Source organism: Ewingella sp. CoE-038-23, assembly GCF_040419245.1.
In the GTDB taxonomy this organism is placed as follows: Bacteria; Pseudomonadota; Gammaproteobacteria; order Enterobacterales; family Enterobacteriaceae; genus Ewingella; species Ewingella allii.
Map to the genome: position 1 here is coordinate 2,646,223 of NZ_JAZHOH010000001.1, position 16,206 is coordinate 2,662,428.

At 51.5% G+C, this 16,206-nt stretch carries 23 protein-coding genes and 1 riboswitch; of the genes, 10 read left to right on the forward strand and 13 right to left on the reverse strand.

From position 1 onward, the window contains the following. Positions 1–75 precede the first annotated feature (75 nt). From V2154_RS12385 to mntP, 4 genes are all read left to right on the forward strand, one after another. Positions 76–876 carry a PTS mannose/fructose/sorbose transporter subunit IIC gene (locus tag V2154_RS12385; protein ID WP_034791285.1) on the forward strand — a complete coding sequence of 267 codons (801 nt, stop codon included), beginning with the start codon at positions 76–78 and terminating at the stop codon, positions 874–876. Positions 877–887: 11 nt separating this feature from the next. Beyond that, positions 888–1,745 carry a PTS mannose transporter subunit IID gene (locus V2154_RS12390; RefSeq protein ID WP_353502497.1) on the forward strand — a complete coding sequence of 286 codons (858 nt, stop codon included), beginning with the start codon at positions 888–890 and terminating at the stop codon, positions 1,743–1,745. Positions 1,746–1,810: 65 nt separating this feature from the next. Then, a complete protein-coding gene (locus V2154_RS12395) occupies positions 1,811–2,269 on the forward strand; it encodes a DUF986 family protein (RefSeq protein WP_353502498.1) in 459 nt (152 codons plus the stop codon). Between the two features lie 216 nt (positions 2,270–2,485). Next, a riboswitch (yybP-ykoY riboswitch) is annotated at positions 2,486–2,678 on the forward strand. 10 nt (positions 2,679–2,688) lie between these two features. Then, positions 2,689–3,261, forward strand: a complete 573-nt coding sequence (gene mntP / locus V2154_RS12400; protein WP_353502499.1) for a manganese efflux pump MntP — start codon at positions 2,689–2,691, stop codon at positions 3,259–3,261. A gap of 8 nt (positions 3,262–3,269) precedes the next feature. Here mntP and rlmA read toward each other — a convergent pair whose 3' ends face one another. After that, positions 3,270–4,085 (reverse strand): 23S rRNA (guanine(745)-N(1))-methyltransferase, encoded by an 816-nt coding sequence (gene rlmA, locus V2154_RS12405; RefSeq protein ID WP_353502500.1) that lies wholly within the window; start codon positions 4,083–4,085, stop codon positions 3,270–3,272. Positions 4,086–4,231: 146 nt separating this feature from the next. Between rlmA and pgeF the strand changes: the two genes are divergently transcribed. Further along, positions 4,232–4,936 (forward strand): peptidoglycan editing factor PgeF, encoded by a 705-nt coding sequence (gene pgeF, locus V2154_RS12410; protein WP_353502501.1) that lies wholly within the window; start codon positions 4,232–4,234, stop codon positions 4,934–4,936. A gap of 66 nt (positions 4,937–5,002) precedes the next feature. On the opposite strand, the gene cspE is transcribed toward pgeF, so the two are convergent. The 7 genes from cspE to mgrB form a co-directional block, all read right to left on the reverse strand. After that, entirely contained in the window at positions 5,003–5,212 is a 210-nt protein-coding gene (gene cspE / locus V2154_RS12415; protein ID WP_353502502.1) for a transcription antiterminator/RNA stability regulator CspE, read from the reverse strand. Positions 5,213–5,254: 42 nt separating this feature from the next. Next, positions 5,255–5,371: a DUF2627 domain-containing protein gene (locus V2154_RS12420; RefSeq protein WP_353502503.1), complete on the reverse strand. Its 117-nt coding sequence runs from the start codon at positions 5,369–5,371 to the stop codon at positions 5,255–5,257. 848 nt (positions 5,372–6,219) lie between these two features. Further along, on the reverse strand, positions 6,220–7,209 hold the full coding sequence (locus tag V2154_RS12425) for an MBL fold metallo-hydrolase (RefSeq protein ID WP_353502504.1): 990 nt from the start codon (positions 7,207–7,209) through the stop codon (positions 6,220–6,222). Between the two features lie 138 nt (positions 7,210–7,347). Beyond that, positions 7,348–7,584, reverse strand: a complete 237-nt coding sequence (locus V2154_RS12430; protein ID WP_353502505.1) for a DUF4060 family protein — start codon at positions 7,582–7,584, stop codon at positions 7,348–7,350. A gap of 130 nt (positions 7,585–7,714) precedes the next feature. After that, complete coding sequence (locus V2154_RS12435; RefSeq protein WP_353502506.1) at positions 7,715–8,020, reverse strand: phage protein NinX family protein; 306 nt, start codon at positions 8,018–8,020, stop codon at positions 7,715–7,717. Positions 8,021–8,164: 144 nt separating this feature from the next. Next, positions 8,165–8,437 carry a YebO family protein gene (locus V2154_RS12440; protein ID WP_353502507.1) on the reverse strand — a complete coding sequence of 91 codons (273 nt, stop codon included), beginning with the start codon at positions 8,435–8,437 and terminating at the stop codon, positions 8,165–8,167. Positions 8,438–8,546: 109 nt separating this feature from the next. Continuing rightward, positions 8,547–8,669, reverse strand: coding sequence for a PhoP/PhoQ regulatory lipoprotein MgrB (gene mgrB, locus V2154_RS24910; RefSeq protein ID WP_437342034.1), 123 nt, complete (start codon positions 8,667–8,669; stop codon positions 8,547–8,549). A gap of 316 nt (positions 8,670–8,985) precedes the next feature. Between mgrB and V2154_RS12450 the strand changes: the two genes are divergently transcribed. Continuing rightward, positions 8,986–9,222, forward strand: a complete 237-nt coding sequence (locus V2154_RS12450; RefSeq protein WP_034791302.1) for a YobH family protein — start codon at positions 8,986–8,988, stop codon at positions 9,220–9,222. Between the two features lie 84 nt (positions 9,223–9,306). Here the strand turns inward: V2154_RS12450 and V2154_RS12455 are convergent, their stop codons facing one another. Continuing rightward, positions 9,307–9,552, reverse strand: coding sequence for a DUF2766 family protein (locus tag V2154_RS12455; RefSeq protein WP_034791303.1), 246 nt, complete (start codon positions 9,550–9,552; stop codon positions 9,307–9,309). Positions 9,553–9,766: 214 nt separating this feature from the next. Between V2154_RS12455 and V2154_RS12460 the strand changes: the two genes are divergently transcribed. The 3 genes from V2154_RS12460 to V2154_RS12470 all read left to right on the forward strand — a co-directional run bounded on the left by V2154_RS12460 (position 9,767) and on the right by V2154_RS12470 (position 12,138). Further along, on the forward strand, positions 9,767–9,958 hold the full coding sequence (locus V2154_RS12460; RefSeq protein ID WP_353502509.1) for a YdfD/YebW family protein: 192 nt from the start codon (positions 9,767–9,769) through the stop codon (positions 9,956–9,958). Positions 9,959–10,100: 142 nt separating this feature from the next. Beyond that, complete coding sequence (locus V2154_RS12465) at positions 10,101–11,744, forward strand: ABC transporter substrate-binding protein (protein ID WP_437342002.1); 1,644 nt, start codon at positions 10,101–10,103, stop codon at positions 11,742–11,744. 175 nt (positions 11,745–11,919) lie between these two features. Then, complete coding sequence (locus V2154_RS12470; protein WP_353502510.1) at positions 11,920–12,138, forward strand: hypothetical protein; 219 nt, start codon at positions 11,920–11,922, stop codon at positions 12,136–12,138. Position 12,139: 1 nt separating this feature from the next. Here V2154_RS12470 and V2154_RS12475 read toward each other — a convergent pair whose 3' ends face one another. Then, on the reverse strand, positions 12,140–12,538 hold the full coding sequence (locus tag V2154_RS12475; protein WP_353502511.1) for a hypothetical protein: 399 nt from the start codon (positions 12,536–12,538) through the stop codon (positions 12,140–12,142). A 153-nt stretch (positions 12,539–12,691) separates the two neighbouring features. Continuing rightward, positions 12,692–12,979 carry a hypothetical protein gene (locus V2154_RS12480; RefSeq protein WP_353502512.1) on the reverse strand — a complete coding sequence of 96 codons (288 nt, stop codon included), beginning with the start codon at positions 12,977–12,979 and terminating at the stop codon, positions 12,692–12,694. A gap of 390 nt (positions 12,980–13,369) precedes the next feature. On the opposite strand from V2154_RS12480, the gene V2154_RS12485 reads away from it, so the two are divergent. Beyond that, positions 13,370–13,591: a hypothetical protein gene (locus V2154_RS12485; protein ID WP_353502513.1), complete on the forward strand. Its 222-nt coding sequence runs from the start codon at positions 13,370–13,372 to the stop codon at positions 13,589–13,591. A 48-nt stretch (positions 13,592–13,639) separates the two neighbouring features. On the opposite strand, the gene cho is transcribed toward V2154_RS12485, so the two are convergent. Both cho and V2154_RS12495 read right to left on the reverse strand, forming a co-directional pair. Next, the gene (cho, locus tag V2154_RS12490) at positions 13,640–14,488 is read right to left on the reverse strand and encodes an excinuclease Cho (protein WP_353502514.1); all 849 of its coding nucleotides are present in this window, start codon (positions 14,486–14,488) and stop codon (positions 13,640–13,642) included. A 27-nt stretch (positions 14,489–14,515) separates the two neighbouring features. Then, a complete protein-coding gene (locus V2154_RS12495) occupies positions 14,516–16,093 on the reverse strand; it encodes a sensor domain-containing diguanylate cyclase (protein ID WP_353502515.1) in 1,578 nt (525 codons plus the stop codon). Between the last annotated feature and the right edge of the window lie 113 nt (positions 16,094–16,206).

A 16,206-nucleotide genomic window follows, 5' to 3' on the forward strand; every position in this document is an offset into this window, starting at 1 on the left:
GACAGATTTTTAACAAATAATCTGTTTCTGATGAGCTTATTTTACTCAGAGTCCTTTTGTCATAGGAGAAGTGCAATGGAGATCACCACACTACAGATTGTGCTGATATTTATTGTTGCATGTATTGCGGGGATGGGTTCCATCCTTGATGAATTCCAGTTCCACCGTCCTTTAGTGGCTTGTACCTTAATCGGTTTTGTTCTTGGTGATGTTAAAACCGGGATCATCATCGGTGGTACGCTGGAAATGATTGCCCTTGGCTGGATGAATATCGGTGCGGCAGTAGCGCCCGATGCCGCCCTCGCCTCCATCATTTCAACCATCCTGGTTATTGCCGGTGGTCAGTCGGTTGGCGCGGGTATTGCCCTTGCTATCCCACTGGCAGCGGCGGGTCAGGTTCTTACCATCATCGTTCGTACCATCACCGTTGCCTTCCAGCACGCGGCTGACAGTGCGGCAGAACGCGGCAACCTGCGCGCTATCTCCTGGATCCACGTTTCGGCGTTGGTACTCCAAGCGATGCGTATCGCCATCCCTGCCGTGATCGTTGCCGTGTCTGTTGGTACCGAAGTGGTTCAGGAAATGCTGGCATCTATCCCTGCTGTTGTGACCAACGGTCTGAACATTGCGGGCGGTATGATTGTGGTCGTCGGTTATGCGATGGTCATCAACATGATGCGCGCCGGTTACCTGATGCCGTTCTTCTACCTCGGTTTCGTCACCGCTGCTTTCACCAACTTCAACCTGGTTGCCCTGGGTGTGATTGGTGTGGTTATGGCAGTGCTGTACATCCAGTTGAGCCCGAAATACAACAAGTCTGCGCAAGCGGCTGGGCCAGCACAGGGTGTTAACGATCTCGATAACGAATTAGATTAAGGGTGAGAGAAATGGTTGATCAAACTGCAGTTAGCCAAACTCCTGAAAAGAAACTAACGCCAGGCGACATTCGCGGTGTGTTCATGCGTTCGAACCTGTTCCAGGGTTCATGGAACTTTGAACGTATGCAGGCACTGGGTTTCTGTTATTGCATGGTTCCGGCCATTCGTCGTCTCTACCCAGAGAACAACGATGATCGTAAAGCGGCCATCAAACGCCACTTAGAGTTCTTTAACACCCATCCTTACGTTGCGGCACCTGTTCTGGGCGTAACGTTGGCGATGGAAGAGCAGCGTGCCAACGGCGCACCTATCGACGACGCGGCCATCAACGGCCTGAAAGTCGGTCTGATGGGTCCATTGGCTGGCGTGGGTGACCCAATCTTTTGGGGTACTGTTCGCCCGGTATTCGCCGCCCTTGGCGCGGGTATCGCGATGAGCGGCAGCCTGCTGGGTCCACTGCTGTTCTTCGTCCTGTTTAACCTTGTACGCCTGCTGACTCGCTACTACGGCGTGGCATATGGCTACAAAAAAGGTGTCGATATCGTTAACGATATGGGCGGCGGCTTCCTGCAAAAACTGACCGAGGGGGCGTCAATTCTCGGCCTGTTTGTCATGGGGGCCTTGGTTAACAAGTGGACGCACGTCAACATACCGCTGGTGGTGTCGACCATTACCGACCAAACCGGTAAAACCACGGTGACTACCGTTCAGACCATTCTCGACCAGCTGATGCCGGGTCTGGTTCCACTGCTGCTGACCTTCGGCTGTATGTGGCTGTTACGCCGTAAAGTTAACGCCTTGTGGATCATCATTGGCTTCTTCGCCATTGGTATCTTCGGTTACTGGATTGGCCTGTTAGGCCTTTAAGTAATCACTAAGCCGGGGGAGCCTATCCCCCGGCTTTTTTATGCTTTCACGCTGGAGAAGTTTGCATGTCCCTCACTGATATCGTCCTCGCCGTCTTCGCCCTTCTGCTTCTGGCCTACGCCATTTACGACGAATTCCTGATGGGATCTAACAAAGGGAAAACGCTGCTGCGCGTCAACCTGCGCCGCCGTAACAAGATTGATTGCATTATCTTTATTGGCCTGCTGGCCATCCTGCTTTATAACAATGTGAATGCTCAGGGCACACCGATCACCAACTACTTATTAATAGGTCTGGCGCTGATTGCTTTCTATATCTCGTTTATCCGCTGGCCAAAAATGTTGTTTAAATCGACAGGCTTTTACTACGCCAATGCATTTATCACCTATGACCGAATCAAATCCATGAATCTCTCAGAGGATGGCGTTTTAGTGATCGAACTGGAACAACGCAAGCTGTTAATAAGGGTGAGCCAGTTAGACGACTTGCAGAACATCTATAATCTAATGATTGAAAATCAATAAGTTACGTAATTTATGCTATTGGCTATATTTAATAGCATTATATTTAAATAACGCCAATTACCCGTAGAGTTGTTATTGATGTTTAATTCCACAATTTGTGAGTTTATTATCCAATCAATATGATCAGTGCGGGTACTTAATGAAAATCATTATCTTTGAGAATGCTAAACCCTAAATTATTTGTTGTTGTTATCAATTAAAATATTATGTTAAGGTTGCGCCGTCATTTGGGGAGTAGCCGGTTTTTGCATCCATTGTCTTGCACAATAGATGTGAAAACGCTCGTATCAACATACTCGTTTTGAAATAAAACGTGGTGCGAGCAGCCGTGAGGTTGGCGAGACCATAGACGCGTAGCTCCGTCGTAAGGTTGGGGGTGGGTTACGTGTATATGGAAACACCCGGCCGAGGTAACACTCGTGAACTTATCCGCAACACTGATTCTGGCTTTCGGCATGTCGATGGACGCATTTGCGGCGTCGATAGGCAAAGGCGCCAGCCTACACCGCCCTCACTTTCGTGAAGCACTGCGCACCGGTTTAATCTTTGGCATCATTGAAGCTATCACCCCGCTGATTGGTTGGGGCATTGGCTTGGTCGCCAGCAAATATATTATGGCGTGGGACCACTGGGTCGCCTTCACCCTGCTGTTCATTCTGGGCGCGCGCATGATTCTGGAAGGTTTGAAGAATAAACAGCAGGAAGAGGCCACCGCGCAAAGCCGCCACGGCTTTTGGATTTTGGCCGCCACCGCCATTGGCACCAGCCTAGATGCTATGGCCATCGGCGTCGGCTTGGCTTTCCTGCAGGTGAATATTATCCATACCGCGCTGGCTATCGGGCTGGCCACCACCCTCATGGCGACCATCGGCATTCTCTTAGGACGCTTTATCGGCCCGCTGTTAGGGCGCTGGGCCGAAGTGCTGGGTGGCGTGGTGCTGATTGGTATTGGCTGCAACATCCTGCTGGAGCACTTAGGCTATCTGAGCTGAGAAGCCTATTAGGCGCGGCGATGCACTCTAATGAGGAAGTCGGTTTCACAGGAGAACGACGTCTCAGCCAGCAACGCCGCTTTAACTTCTTCGGTGGCCCGCCACGCAAAGGGCGTCATCTGCAATAGATCAAAAGCTTCGGCACCCTTCAACTTCATTGGATACGCCAGCGTCTCCTGACTCACCCGCTCAAAGCCTTCCAGCCGTTCATCCAACTCGGCGTGCAGTTGCACTTGCGAATAGATAAGCCCTTTCAGCTGGTATAAATGACGCGGCCCCGGCGCGACGGTCAGCACCAGCCCGCCGGACTTAACGGCGCGATATAGCTCTTCTGCCTTGCACGGCGCATAAATACGCAGCACGGCGTCAAGCGACTGGTCGGCAAACGGCAGGCGGTGGCTCGACGCTACGCAAAAGTTCACCTCACGATAGCGTTTGGCGGCGTTGCGAATGGCCACTTTGGCGACGTCCAAACCATACACCTCGATCCTGCGCTGCTCGCTCAAACGACGCGCCACCTCGGCGGTGTAATAGCCTTCACCACAGCCGATGTCCAACAGCGTCGAGGCCTCTGCCGGCAGCGCCTCGTTCAGCCGCTGCGCCACAAGATCGCGCAAAGGCTGGTAATGTCCAGCGTCGAGGAACCGGCGGCGCGACTCCATCATCTCCGGGCTGTCCCCCGGCTGCTTCGAACGCTTATGCTGTACGGGCATCAAATTGACATAGCCTTCTTTGGCATGATCAAACTGATGATTTTGCGGGCAGCGCCACTGGCGATCGTTAAGCGTAAGTAACTGATGGCAAAGAGGACATTGATAACTCATGAAGATCCTAAAGGGAATTCGCGGTGCCCGCAGGCAGAATGCCGCCAAGTCTAAAGAACGCACCCGAGAGTTGCAACCGCTGGCATGGAAAGGAAAAACCCAGCTACACTGAGCCTTCGACGTTTTACTTATTTGACGTGGTTTATATGACTGACATTTCGGCGTTACTCAGCCAGATACCTGGGATCCGCCACGGCTTCGGCGGCAAGCGCGCTCTAATCCCCGAGATTTTAGCCGAGTTTGAACCGACCCGGCCGCAGAAAAAGCAGGTCCACGGTACCCGCATCGTGGATATCATCCAGCCCGCCCAGCCCTGTGGCGAAGCTGACGGCTTCTATACTTCCCATCCCGGCATTCTATTAACCGTGTTTAGCGCCGACTGCCTGCCGCTAATTTTCAGCCGTCGGGACGGTCGCCGCGTGGGCGTGGTGCATGCCGGTTGGCGTGGGCTAAAGGCGGGCATTATTGAGAAAATGGCCGAACGCATTAATCAAGACGGCAGCGTGGAGGATTGGGTGGTATCAATCGGCCCGGCGGCGCGCGCCTGCTGTTATGAAGTCAGCCAAGAGCTGGTGGATGAGTTTTTGCGCGACCTGGACCTGCCGCCCGCGCTGATCTCCCCTTCCCCGCGCCATCTCGACTTAGCGGCCATTGCTCAGGCCAAGCTTGAGTATTTAGGCTTTGGCGCCATTGACCATTCCGGCGGCTGCACCATCTGTAGTACCGAGCTGGACGGTAGCTATACCTACACCAGTTTTCGCCGCAACACCCACCAGCGGGCCAAAGACCCAACGCATCCGGGGATCAGTGGTCGCAATCAGCAATCGGGCATTATGATTTTGCCTGAGTGACGCGGCCTCAGATCGCAGATACAAAAAAACCCGCACATGGCGGGTTTTTTTCACAGCTGATGCTGCTTAGACTGGAGTTACATCAACAGCAGATGGGCCTTTCTGGCCATCTTGAATTGAGAACTCAACGTTCTGGCCTTCAGCCAGAGTTTTGAAGCCGTTGCCCTGAATGGCAGAGAAGTGTACGAATACGTCTTTGCTGCCGTCAGCAGGAGTGATGAAACCGAAGCCTTTAGACTCGTTGAACCACTTAACCTGACCTTTAATCTTTGCCATCTTGAGTATTTCCTTTGGATTGTTTAAAGCCGCCTATTGGCGTTACATAGACAAACTAGAGTCGTTACTGCTTGAGGCACTAAGATATAAATCGGCAGAGAAGCAGCGTTCAACGATAACGTTTTTACTCAAGTCTTCTTTACTGAAAATGCCACACATATACAGAACCGTACCTCGTTTTACCCATATGCGTTATCACATAAACTGATTTCGATGGCAAGCCATTTTTAATCAGTGATGGACGTGTCGCACATATTTGAGCCGGTTAAAGCCGGTAGCCGTTTGGCTAAGCTGAAATATGTTGATAGACATGCTTTTTTCTGCTTAACAGGGAAGCCTGTCTTTGATTCAAAACAATAACGACTAGCCCTGATTATTGCTCATTTAATGGCGATCGGTAAGCGTAAAAGACAACTTTATTTGAATTTTTATCTTTTAAGATATGCCATGAAGTACTGAGAGGACTGCGCCGCAACGCTCGTTACTGATTGGTTATGCATTCACCAAAATGGGCGCACTTGAAGACCGTGGTGCATTTCATTGGTTCGCCCGTAATCTATTGCACCGCAAGCGAGCAAACAATTTTATTACAACTAATAACGCTGCCTTATTAGTTGGAATAATTTCAGCCTCCCATAGCGCCATGGTCAATATGGCAATAGCGCCTGTTTCTAGTATTTAACATTATGATGAAATAATAATGACCGGATGGTTAAATTACTGTTGATTATATAACCACAGTTAATTTAAGTATGTTTAAACTCGAAACTGGATTTCTATTTTAATAAACCCTTTACAGTGATCGTCATCACGATTCCATTTTCTATTTGGGTAGAAAACGAGAGCTAAGAGACATTTTCAGCGTTTCACCGGTTTTAGCCTCTGCCCGGTAGGCGGCTCGGCAGCAAGGCGCTGGGCCTATGGCGATGTTATCGGGCGGGGGAAATGACCATCAGCCATGACGGGAGGATAGCCTCCCGTCAATAAGCGTTAATACTGTACCTATTTCACTCAGGCAGAATGCTCTGCCCAATTTTCAAGGGATAAAAACGCGCGGCGATTTCTGCATTGTTTTGCGTGGCCTGGGCTAATTCCTGCAAAGGCTCATCCAAAGATTCATCCGCTAATTCAAACACCCCCCAGTGAATTGGCACGGCTTTGCGGCATTTTATTTCTGCGAACACCTCTACCGCCTGCTGCGGGTCCATATGCTGCGCACTCATGAACCATCGTGGTGCATAGGCGCCAACTGGGATCGCCGCCAGATCGAAAGGCCCCAGCTTATCGCCAATAACTTTGAATTGATTGCTATAACCACTGTCGCCGGAGAAGTAGAAACGCAGGTCGGCGCTGGTGACCACCCAGCCACACCAGAGCGAGCGATTTCGGTCCCACAGGGTTCTCATACTCCAGTGGCGGGCGGGCACCGCGTGGAAAGTCAACCCGCCAAAGCTGTGCTCCTGCCACCAGTCCAGCTCGGTGACGTGGCGCGCACCCTGGCGTATCAGCCAACGCTTCATGCCCAGCGGCACAATAAACGCCAGCTCGGGGAAGCGGCGCAGCAGCCGTTTAATGGTCGGCTTATCCAGATGATCGTAGTGGTTGTGCGACAGCAGCACATAATCGATGTGCGGCAAATCCGCGACGTCGGCGCTCACCGGCGTCTTACGTTTTGGGCCGTAGAATTTCAACGGCGAGGCACGAGCAGAGAGCACCGGGTCCATCAGCACGGTTTTCCCCGCAATCCGTAACAGCAGGCAGGCATGGCCGAGGAACCACAGGCGATCTTCGCGGCCGCTAAACTCGGCCTTCTGCCACCACTGGGAAATAAAATGCTCATAGCCACGGCGCGGCGGCTTGGGTAACTGCTGCTCTTTGCGCTCGCGCTGCCAGCGCTTGAGATCGCCGTCCTGTCGATTATGAGGTTCAGGATTGGTAAACCCTTCCGGCGTATGGTGCGGCTTAGACGCATCATAATAGGGATTTTTAATAGCCATAACGTTCCTTCAAATTACGCAGACAGCTTACTTATGGGAAGTAAAAACCGCGATGAAAGCTAGCCTCATCGCGGTTTGGGTGTGAATAAACAGTAGTATGTACAAAGTTTTACTGCAACATCCGTGACAGGACTTTACTCAGGCAGCTTCTGCACAAAGTTTGGTGAGATTTCTGGCTCCAATCATAAGGGTAGCAACGTAAGATTGCCGGCGGGTAACCACTTCTACCGCCACACGAGAGTCTTTGTATTTGATGAGGTACGTTGAGGGCCAGCCCTGGCGTCGCGTGCCGTAGGCTTTTTCATGACTATCGATGGCTGCATGGGCAACCACCAAATGGGAGAGATTTTTATCACCTTTAATGATGCGCTTCATAATGGACTCCGCCTTAGACACAACTGTCAAAATGAGGAAACATTAATCACTTGATACGCATCGCTTCGCGCGATGCTTATTCGAATCACTTCTTTGCAACTTTGTTACAGAATGAGTATCTCTGCGCTTTTTATTGCGCGCAAGTTTTACTTAACAAGAAACAAACCATCGCAGCACGCAGTGGTCGGTGACTATCGGCATGCCAATGCCCCTGCTCGCTTTGGATTTGCGCGGACCAGCGGGTATCTCCCGGCCGTTCAGTGGCATTAAGGCTAATTTTATTGGCACAAATAATCGGCCAGGCATCGGAAGGGTTGTTGCAGTAGTCTTTACCTTTGACGCCGCCGTAGGGATACCATTTGTCAGGCTCTTCGCCCGTCAGTAAGGCAATATTGTGGTTCAGCTCGCTGTCGTTCTCTTCAGACCATTTAATCATCGTCATTCCATCGGGTATCGTTGTTGCCCTGAGACTACGACAGAAATAAGACAGTTTTATGAAAGCCAAATCGGAAACAAAGAAAAGCCCGCAGGTAGTAACACCGGCGGGCTTGGGTGAGATCAAAAGCATCAATCCAAACGCTTATCTTTCGGGGATAAAGCCCCGCAGGCTGAGCACGGAATCCTCTTCCTCAGGCTCTTGAGGGGTTGGCCCTTTAACCTGCGCAGCAAGAATTTTTAACAGCTCCGTTTGTTGGCGCTGCTGTTCAGCGATTTCCTGTAAAAGCTGAATTTGCTGATTAGCTCTGACGCTGGCGCGGTTAACCACAAACCACAGCAGCAAAAATAGCAAAATAAACAAAACACACAGCACCAATGAGGCCAGGCTGGATTGGCCCATTGCGAGATCGAACATTGACAACCCTACAGCTAAATTTTAACGAGCACGTATCTTACCATTCCGCTGAAAGCTGGGAAGAGCCCATCCCAAAAACTCGCCATTTTTAGCGGTCTGGGCGGGAAAACTACCAGGGGATGAAGGATGTCACCGCGCAGACACCGAGTTCAAAGTTTCCACCTTGATCGCAGTAGCTGTTCAATGCCAGAAGATAGAGCGCGATGCAGATAACCAAGAGAACTAAAATCAGGCTAAGTTTCTTCAGGTTAAAGAAAGATCGTTTCGGTTTTATGGTCGGTTTCTTCCGGTTGGTATCGGGTTTATCAGAGCTCAACGTCAGCATCCAACACTTAATGATTCATAAAGTGATGCTACGCCACGAACCTTAAACAAAATATTAACAACCCCGCCCCTATCCACATAAGCAGCACATATTACTAAGTCAGAAGCATTGATTCTAGGAATACACTGTATTTTTACACTGCCCATAGCGACGGGATCCTTCTTACATCTATACTTATCAACACCCTGAGACTCCTCAGGGAGTACAAAAAGGAAGGCAGCAAATGGGTGCGATTAAAGCCATTATTGTTTTGGTGATTATTTATGCAATTTTTCTCTTCTCAGGTTATGGCGTTACCGTGGGAAGCAGCGAAAATGCGGCAGGATTGGGCCTGAAGTGTCAGTATTTAACGGCGCGAGGTATTGTTGATTCACAGTATCTGCATACCGATAGCGGCATCGTTGGCGTGGCCAAGTGCCCGATATTCAAGCAAATAGATGAAGTGGTCGACAAAAAATAGTCGCGCCGTACAGCGAAATAGCGTTAATAGAATGCCCACCAAGGTGGGCATTTTTTTGCCTGACGCCCATCAACAGCCTGACGACTAGCTGTCGTGCTTGGTGAATTTCAGGTCAATCAGCGCGATAGCTTTTTCGATGGCGCGCTTGGTGACGGGATCCGCGCCCGCCGGATGGCGTGAAAAATCGATGCTTTTCAGCTGGTGCGACATCTTGTCGCGCACTTCGGTCGGCGCAATAACGTCAATCACATCCAAAATCTGCTTAATGACCAGCTGACAGGCGACTAAGTCAGACGCGTACTCTTGTTCTTGGGTTAAAAGCTCGGACATGGGAATTCCTCTTGGCATGCACGCAATGTAGGCGCACTTGGCTAAAAAATTTGGCCGCCAGAATAGCATGTCGCGTCACTTATTTTATCCTGACGGTGCTCATCTGCGTTGAGAATGAGCGGAATGTTTAAATTCTCAGCAATCAGGTCAGCCCGGCTGTGGTTATCGCTGCATATCTTCTATGCTTGATGAAGCGGAGCAAAAAGGAGAGGTTATGTTCGCGCTTGTATTGACCATTTGCTATCTCGGTGGTGGCTGTGATGATCTGGCTATCGATGCCTTTGATACCAAACAACAATGCATGGCCGCTATGCGCCAGGAGGGTTTGCGCCACGCCGGATGCTACCCATTGGAAGATTTTATCGACGGCTACTATCTGCCCGCCCGAGAGAATGCTGACTTTTAGAGGGTGATCACACTATATTGTCCTGTTCTTGTAACAGCTCTAACATAAATCTGACATATGTATTGCCAAACGTATCAGCCAAAGGTATGACTATCCTGTTACTTATTGATATTTAACTATATTAACAGGACAGGAGATGGCAATGATGCAGCAAAAACGTAACGCGATTTTCAAGCAGATCCCTCTGGCACTCTTAATTTCCAGTACCTTCCTTTCCTCAATTCCCGCTCAGGCAGCACAAGTGCCCGCAGGCGTGGAATTGGCCGCTAAACAAGAAATTGTGCGTAACAACGGCAGTGAACCGGCTTCTCTTGATGCCCACAAAGTCTCCAGCGACGTTGAATTCAACATCATCGCCGACCTGTTCGCCGGGCTGGTAAGCATTGATGATCAAGGTAATCCTCACCCCTCTCTGGCGGCTAGCTGGGATAATAAAGACAATAAAGTGTGGACCTTCCATCTGCGCCCTGACCTGAAATGGTCCGACGGTTCGCCAATCACCGCCGAAGATGTGGTATTCAGCTGGCGCCGTTTAGTAGATCCCACCATCGCCTCGCCGTATGCCACTTACCCAAGCAGCATGCATATTCTCAATGCCGCGGACATTACCGACGGTAAAAAGAAACCTGACACTTTGGGCGTGAAAGCCCTCGACGCGCACACCATTGAAGTGACGCTGGACCAGCCGATCTCCTACTTCCTCGGCATGGCCGCGCACCCAACGCTGTTCCCACTGCCGGAAGCCGCAATCAAAAAATTTGGCGATAAGTGGACCCAGCCGGGCAATTTAGTCAGCAGCGGCGCCTTCAAGCTCGATAGCTGGACCGTTAATGAACGCGTCGTTTCCGTGCGCAACCCGAATTACTGGGACAACGAACATACTGTTGTTAACAAAGTCACCTACCTACCGATTGTTTCCGGCACCGCCGACGTCAACCGCTATAAGGCCGGTGAAATCGATATCACGAGTACCGTGCCTGAAATCCAATTCACCGCGCTGAAAAAACAGCTCGGCTCACAGGTGCATGTCGGCCCTAAACTGGGCGTGTATTACTACTCCCTCAATACCACCCGCCCGCCTTTCAACGATGTACGCGTTCGTCAGGCGCTCAATCTGGCATTGGATAAGGACATTATCGCCAATAAGGTGTTGGGACAGGGGCAAAAACCCGCATGGGCCGTGGTGCCGGATAACACGGGCGGCTTCGAGTTTAAGAAAAATAAATATCAGCAGATGACCCAGGAGCAGCGCGTCGCCGAGGCGAAAAAACTGCTCAGCGAAGCAGGCTATGGCCCTTCCAAACCTCTAAAATTCAATCTGTTGTACAACACGTCGGAATCTCACCAGCGTATTGCTATCGCCGCCAGTTCGATGTGGAAGAAGAATCTGGGCGTGGATGCCACCCTGCAAAACCAAGAGTGGAAAACCATGCTCGACACCAAGCGTCAGGGTAACTATGACGCAATACGCTATGCCTGGATCGCCGACTACAATGAGCCATCCACGTTCCTGAATACCCTGCGCACCGGCGACAGCGAGAACTCCTCGAAATTCAGCGACGCCGCCTATGATAAAGCGCTGGACGACGCCCTGACGGCGAAAGACAAAGCCCAGGCCGGCGAGTTCTACCAGCAGGCTGAAGACGTGCTGTCGGAGCAGGTTCCGGTTATCCCGTTGTACCAATATGTCAGCGCCAAACTGGTGAAACCTTTCATTGGCGGTTACGACAATAAGAGCCCGCTGGGTTACATTTACACCAAAGATTTGTACGTGATTAAGCACTAATTTTTCACTGCCGTTATCCGGCGGCGCAGTGGCTTTAAGGCCGCTGCACCGCCGGACTTCACTTCTCCCTCCTGCTTATGCCCATCGCGAAAAGTTCATATTTCTCCCTACATCGGGGCTTGCCTCATCGCGTCCAGATGTTAGATTGGAGAAAAATCACACAGCGGGAGGAGAGATGAAATTATCGGAAAGTGAAATCCAACCCCTTTGGGATGAGGTTTCACGAATTATTGGCGATGCGGTGATCCATTTGCATCATCGGGGAGAGTATTTGAGCAATGACGCGCTGGTCGGCTATCTCGACGGTCAACTGGGCAGCACGCAAAATGTAAAAAGCCGCATCCTGTTGGGCGCGGCTATTAATATGTTAAAGGCCAATCGGGTGAGAAATTAACTCAGGCAGACTGCACGATCTCGGGGGTTAAGGTGCGCAGGCACTTGTCTAAGACCACATAACTGCCTTTCTCGCCGTACAGATAGCCATTCATCACCATCCAATTCAGCGTGGCTTCAAAGTCGATAATCAGTTCGCGGCCGTCAAGGCCCGGCTCTTCGACCCTTTCGCCCTGCTCATCGACAAAGAAATAGTCATAGTTCGGCACGGCGGCAAACATGCTGCTCGGCGGTTCTTCGTTGGCTTCTTTATCCAGCGTCCAGCCGGTTCTGCTTGCGCCAAACTCACCGTTTCGCAAAGCCTGATTCACGACTTCAAGAGAATCAAACTCAACCGCCCTGGGTAAGGCGTTAATTAGCGCCGCCCTGCTTAACTTATAAAACAGAATGAAATTTTGCATTTTGCCTCTACTCCACACACAAAACGCCCGACCACGCACGTGGACAGGCACTGAAATGAGAAGATCACTATTGAAGGGGCGCAGTTTATCTATTCCCTCTCATTACCGCGAGAGAAGGAAGGAATAAACTGCGCAATAACGTGGCATCCGGCCCTATTTAGACTGTGCAGCACGTCCTTGCGCAAACAGGAAAATCCGCTGAGTGATGTCATCAGCCCCCAAAATATTGCCTTTCTGCTCCAGATTGGCGCGGGCGTAAGCAATATCATGGGCCTGATCCACCATCATAATCACTTTATCGCGGGTCTCTTTATCCAGATTTCCCAGCAATGTGGTCAGGATGGCTTGATAGGCGTTGGAGGCATAAGTCAGCTGCTTTTCGCGCTGTTCGAGTGCCTCAATGCGGGCTACCAGAGACTGCAAAAGGTCATGTTCAGACATAGTGATATCCTTCTGTTCTGGTGAAGGCGACCCAGCGGAATATGGAACAAGCAGGTCATTGCACTGAGCCTACCGATAAGTTTAGCAGAGCGTGCAAAAGTGCTGATAAAACTGTTTACATTCCCGCGCCAGCCCGTCCGATGATTAAACCAATATTCAACCGTTTAGCATCTCATTTCGCGGCGTTGCCAAGCTGTAACTATGTCCCCGCCCGGCCAAATTCCTACAACGCTCGGGCCGTGCGGCTTGCAGAGGCGCTTCGCGAGTGACTCCGCCAAACAGGTAACAAATGCAGCAACTGGTTACAGATGCCCCCATAGAATATCGGGGCGCGATGTGACATTTTCAGCGCAGGTTTTGCCTTCATTGTTGACGTGGTGAGATGAATTTATGACAAGAAAAACGATTTACACTCTGGCACTGACCATGATGTTGTCGGTCAGTACACTGGCTCATGCAGAAGGCTGTCTGAAAGGGGCAGCGGTGGGCGCAGCGGCCGGGCACCTTAAGCACCATGCCGTATTGGGTGCCGTGGCGGGCTGTGCTGTCGGGCATCACTTAGCCGCCAAGGCGAAGGAAGAGAAGGCGCAGACGGCGGCCAATAAATCTTAAAATTCAGGGAGCTTCGGCTCCCTGATTATTTTCCACAGTCGCGTTCTGCTACAGCTGAATGGTCTCGAAACGGCCATCCAGCAGCGGCTTGCAGAGGATCTTGTAGCCGTCGCTGTCAAAGTAAGTGGAGACTTTTTGCAGACTCTCCTCATCTTGCAGCGAATCCACGGTGCCGAGATAGAACCAATCCTGAATAATATGGTACTGGGTGAAGTTCGCCCCTTTCTCAACAATGGCAATGCGTCCCGGCCAGTTCCAGCAGTGCAGCCGCAACGACGCCAGCGACGCTTCCAGACGCTGTTGATGCGCGTCCAGTGATTCCGCGCCACAGCATGCCCCGGCGCAGCGCTTCAGGCTGTAACGAAAACAGGCGCGATTTTTAGCCAGCTTCTCAATGCCCAAAATGCCATAACAGAGCTTCTGCTCATCCGCCAACTGCCGCAGCTTTTCTAACGCCACGGTGCGATTGGCAAACAGCCCAAACAGCCCCGGCGTGCTGGAGAAGTCGATCTCTTTGGCATAAGCCACCGCCACCTTGCCCTCTTGAATATGCAACGAGCATAGCTGTTTGGAACGCCGCAGCCTTTTATTAAATAGCGGCTGCTGCTCCTTAATCATCCGCGCCTCGGTCAGCAGCGCGCCCAGCTCCCCTGCCGTTTCGACAAAGGAGATATGGGTGGTCTGGCGCAACATGCGGGCTTCGTCTTTCGCGCGAAAATGGGACATCACGCGAGTACGAATATTGACGCTTTTGCCGATGTAGAGCGGCATCTGCTCGCTCACACCGTGAAAAATATAAACGCCGGGAGAAGAAGGCAACTGCGCCAAATTATCTCGCAGATGCTCAGGATATTGGTAAATTTCAGCGGCAAACTCGCTGCGGGACAAATTCCTCAAACGTTCTCACTTATCTCTGTATTGCCATTAGGACGACACAATCACACGGTTTCGCCCTTCCTGCTTGGCAAGATACAGGGCTTCGTCGGCCTTTTTCAATACTTTCTCTGCGTGATTTTTGCTCGACACCCCCGCGGCCACCCCGAGAGAGATAGTGATTTTATCGATATCCACCACGTCCATTTCAGCCACCATACCGCGCAAACGCTCGGCGATTTGCGCCGCTACGTCCAGCCCGGTGCCCGGCAGTACCATCAAAAACTCCTCGCCGCCGTTGCGACAAAGAATATCGCTCTCACGCGAACTGGCGCGGATCTGCTGGGCAAGCTGCTTAATCACCTCATCGCCCACATCGTGACCATAGGTGTCGTTAACCTTTTTGAAGTGGTCGATATCTAGCGCGATCACCGAGAAGCTCAGCTTCATCTGCTGAATATATTCCAGCGCCGTCGCCAGCCCGCGCCGGTTAAACAGCCCGGTCAGTGGATCGGTTTGTACCTCAAACTTCAGCTTGCCGATTTTCTTTTGCAGCAGGCTGATGCCCACCAGCAGGGCGCGTTTCAACTGCGTCACTTCGAAATACCAGTCCGGGATCATGCGAATATTATTGGAAACGTCTGGCTTATCCATCTCATTGGCGCTACGAGCCAGCTGGCGCAGAGGCCGGGCAATCAGCCGCGAAAGCAGCCACACGCAGAGCAGCGTCACCAGCGCCAACGGCGTCAGATGGCGCAACACTTTAAACATCAACCCCTGCAACGGCTTGAGGGTGGAGTCAGTCGGGCGCAGCGTCACGATTTCCCAGCCGGTCGAGGGGACCTGCGCATAGCCCGCTAACACGGCTTCGCCGGTGTAATTCTCCATCACCAGACTGCCGTTACCGGCTTTTTTCACCGCATCGGTGATGGGCCGTGGCGGTAACACTTTGCCCACGTTGTCCATATTGGGGTGGTAGAGCACGCGCCGGTCGCTGTCGATCACCGCGATATAAGAGCCATCGCGATAATAGTGTTCGCCCAGCAGCTCGTTAAGAATGCTCTTCTGCTTGAGATAAATGGTGCCGCCGATATAACCACGATAGCGGCCATCGGCGGTGACAATCGGCGTAGAGATATTGATAACCAAATTATTGGCAGCGGAAATATAGGGCTTGCTGACCAGAGGCCGCCTCTTCTTCAGCGCCTCGACCGAGCCTGGGGTGGAGATGGTGCGCCCCATCAGCTGCAAACTGTCTGGCGACGTAGCGCGGATCAGCCCGTGGGCATCGGTGATCACCACCGAGTTAAAGCTGTCGCTCTGGTATTTGAGACGGGCAGTTTCAGCCTGCAAAATCGCCGGATCGTCAAAATGCTCGGCGGCAATACGGCTGCTGTAAAACAGCTGTTTTTGCATGCTGCGGATAAACAGTTCCGTGCTCGCGGCAAGCTTGGTGGCGTATACCCGATTGGCTTCCAGCGTGTTATCAATCAGCAGTTGGCGCTGCACGCTATAGCTGGCGTAGAAACTGTTAGCCAGCGTCACGAAGGCACTTGTCACGGCCAAAATCAGGATCAGACGGCGAAGATCGAGACGGAAAAAGGCGCTGAAAAAGGATGAGAGTGACAAGAAAATAGCCCTTGTGGAAAAAGTGGCTCATGTTTACCACTGCCCGTTACGCGGCACAAGGAGGACGCTGGAAAAATCCTTGAAATTAGCAGATAGGAGCAGGAAATAGACTT